The organism is Ideonella azotifigens, assembly GCF_006519715.1.
GTDB lineage: Bacteria > Pseudomonadota > Gammaproteobacteria > Burkholderiales > Burkholderiaceae_C > Ideonella > Ideonella azotifigens.
In genome coordinates this window covers 1-2,679 of record NZ_VIDT01000708.1, presented here as the reverse complement: position 1 = coordinate 2,679, position 2,679 = coordinate 1, and the positions used below count along the sequence as shown (strand labels likewise).

The following is a 2,679-nucleotide window of genomic DNA, read 5'->3' as shown; positions in this document are numbered from 1 at the left end:
GCACAAGGTTCACGATTTGTTGATCTTTGCGTGAACAAACGGCGAGCACCCTCGCGGGAGACTGCGATTCAACGCAAGGCGAACAAGGCCTTGCGAACAACAAGAACCTCTTTGTTCAACCGCATTCCTCGCTTCCTCCTGGAGATCAACATGACTGTTTCCCGTCGCACCTTGAGCGCCATCGGCCTGGCCATCTCTGCCTTCGCGTCCACCGGCGCCATGGCCGACACCGTATCGGTCCCTGGCCTGCACAGCCACAAGGTCTTCACCAGCAGCAATGCCGCCGAAGGCAACGAGCTGATGGTGCTGGCGCCTTCCGCTACCGGCGAGCTGGGCGTGGTCGCCCACACCAGCACCGGCGGCCTGGGCCTGGGCAAGGGCCTGGGTTCGCAAGGCGCTGTCACGCTGAGCGGCGACGGCCAGTACGCGCTGGTGGTCAACGCCGGCAACAACACCGTCTCGGTCTTTACGCTGGGCGACGACATGCTGACGCTGAGCGCAACCGTCGACTCCGCCGGCCTCACGCCCATCAGCGTCACCGAGCACGAAGGCCAGGTCTATGTGCTCAACAGCGGCGGCGCCGGCAATGTGGCCGGCTTCATGCTGGCAGACGGCCAGCTCACGCCGGTGGCTGGCGCGGTCGCGCCGCTGTCGGTGGCCAGCGGCGCCGCACCGGCGCAGGTCAGCTTCACGGCAGACGGCAAGGCGCTCGTCGTGACCGAGAAGGGCACCAACAAGCTCAGCAGCTATCACGTGCATGGCGACAGCTCGCTCAAAGGCCCCATCGTCACCAACTCGCCGGGCCAGACGCCGTTCGGCTTCGCGGTGAGCCCGTCCAACGTGATGGTGGTCAGCGAAGCGGTGGGCGGCGCAGCCGGCGCCAGCACGGTCTCATCCTACCGCTTCAAGGACGGCTCGCCGGCCGTGCCGCGCGTGATGAGCGCCGCCGTGCCCGACACGCAAAGCGCCGCCTGCTGGGTCGCCATCACGCCCAGCGGCAAGTGGGCTTACGTGGCCAACACCGGCAGCAGCTCGGTCTCCAGCTACCGCATCGACCAGAAGGGGCGGATCACGCTGAGCGCCGCCGTGGCCGGCAACACCGGCAGCGGCACCGCCCCGGCCGACCTCACCGTCGCCGCCGATGGCCAGCATCTCTACGTGCGCAACGGCGGCGTGCCCGGCATCGCCAACTTCGTGATCGGCAAGGGCGGCGTGTTGAGCGCCGGCACCAGCTTCACCGGTCTGTCAGCCATCGCGACCGGGCTGGCCGCGAACTGACGACCCCAACCGGACTTCAGGGTTGCCCGCCCAGCTGCTTCTTCAAGGCCACGCCCACGCCCTTGTTGACGAACTGGTAGGTGGCGACCTTGGAGAGGTCCACCTCGCCGGCCTTGTACAGGCCGGCGCGCACCATCTTGTCGAAGAAGTCCTTCACGCGCTCGGGCTTCATCGCGCCGATGCCCAGCGTCAGGCTGTCGCCGCTGTCGACCACGCCCAGCTCCTTCATCAGCGCCAGGGACTGGTCGATGGTGGCTTGGTCCATCTCGGGGTTGTCGCGCTTGATCAGCGCGTCGCCCTTGCTGTGGTCGCCGTAGAGGTAGTTGACCCAGCCGATGATGGAGGCTTCGACAAAGCGCTGCACCAGCGCCGGGTTCTTCTGCACCGTCTCGGCCCGGGTCTCGATGGTGGTGCTGTAGGTGCTGTAGCCGTGGTCGGCCAGCAGGAAGGTCAGCGGCTTGAAGCCGCCCTGCTTCTGGATGCTGATCGGCTCTTCGACCGCGTAGCCCTGCTGCACGCTCTTCTTGTCGGCCAGGAAGGGGCCGAGGTTGTAGTTGTAGGGACGCAGCTGTTCGTCGCTGAAGCCGTAGTCGGCCTTCAGCCAGGCCCACCAGGAGAACTGCGCGTCCTTGGCGATCCAGGCGACCGGGGCGTTTTTCAAATCCTCGAACTTCACATAGCCCTGGCCGGGGTGGGCCATCAGCGCCTGCGGGTCCTTCTGGAACAGGCTGGCGACGGTGACGACCGGCACGCCGCTCTTCACGTTGTCGAAGCTGTGCAGCAGGTTGCCTGTCATCAGGAAGTCGATCTTGCCGGCGGGCAGCAGCGGCCGGTTGTTGACCTGCGGGCCACCGGGGCGGATCTCCACCTCCAGGCCGTACTTCCTGTAGGTGCCGTCGGCAACGGCCTGGTAGAAGCCGCCGTGCGCGGCCTGGGCCTTCCAGTTGGTCGCGAAGACGACCTTGTCGTCCGCCTGCGCCAGGCCGCTGCTTCCGGCCATCGCCACGGCGGCCAGGGCCGCCACCGTCCAGTTCGTGCTCGTCATCGTGATGCTCCTCCAACGATGCGGCATGGTAGCGGCGGCGAGGTTCCGCTGCAGCATCAGCGTGAGGATGCACGCCGCTGTGCCAGCCGCAGCACCAGCGCGCCGCTGCTGGCCAGCGCGGCCAGCAGTGCCACGCCGCTCCAGCCCCAGGTCGACAGCGCCAGGCTGCCCATCGCAGCGCCGCTGGCCATGCCGATGAACACGCCCGTGAACAGCAGCGCGTTCAGGCGGCTACGGGCTGCAGGCTCCAGGCCGTAGACGATGGTCTGGTGCGCCACCAGCGCGGCCTGGATGCCGAAGTCGAACCCGATGGCGCTGGCCACGATCAGCCCCAGTTGTGCGCCAGCGGGCAGCAA

At 67.3% G+C, this 2,679-nt stretch carries 2 protein-coding genes and 1 pseudogene; 1 reads left to right on the top strand and 2 read right to left on the bottom strand.

Going from position 1 to position 2,679, the window contains the following annotated elements:
• Positions 1-150: 150 nt before the first annotated feature.
• Entirely contained in the window at positions 151-1,278 is a 1,128-nt protein-coding gene (locus FKP22_RS26605; protein WP_141290937.1) for a lactonase family protein, read from the top strand.
• 16 nt (positions 1,279-1,294) lie between these two features.
• Here the strand turns inward: FKP22_RS26605 and FKP22_RS26600 are convergent, their stop codons facing one another.
• The gene (locus FKP22_RS26600) at positions 1,295-2,323 is read right to left on the bottom strand and encodes an ABC transporter substrate-binding protein (RefSeq protein ID WP_141290935.1); all 1,029 of its coding nucleotides are present in this window, start codon (positions 2,321-2,323) and stop codon (positions 1,295-1,297) included.
• Positions 2,324-2,379: 56 nt separating this feature from the next.
• Positions 2,380-2,679: pseudogene (locus FKP22_RS26595) on the bottom strand (MFS transporter); the annotation flags it as partial.

Coding starts and splice junctions, on each gene's coding strand:
- FKP22_RS26605 (WP_141290937.1), top strand. CDS start 151: ATGACTGTTTCCCGTCGCACCTTGAGCGCCATCGGCCTGGCCATCTCT.
- FKP22_RS26600 (WP_141290935.1), bottom strand. CDS start 2,323: ATGACGAGCACGAACTGGACGGTGGCGGCCCTGGCCGCCGTGGCGATG.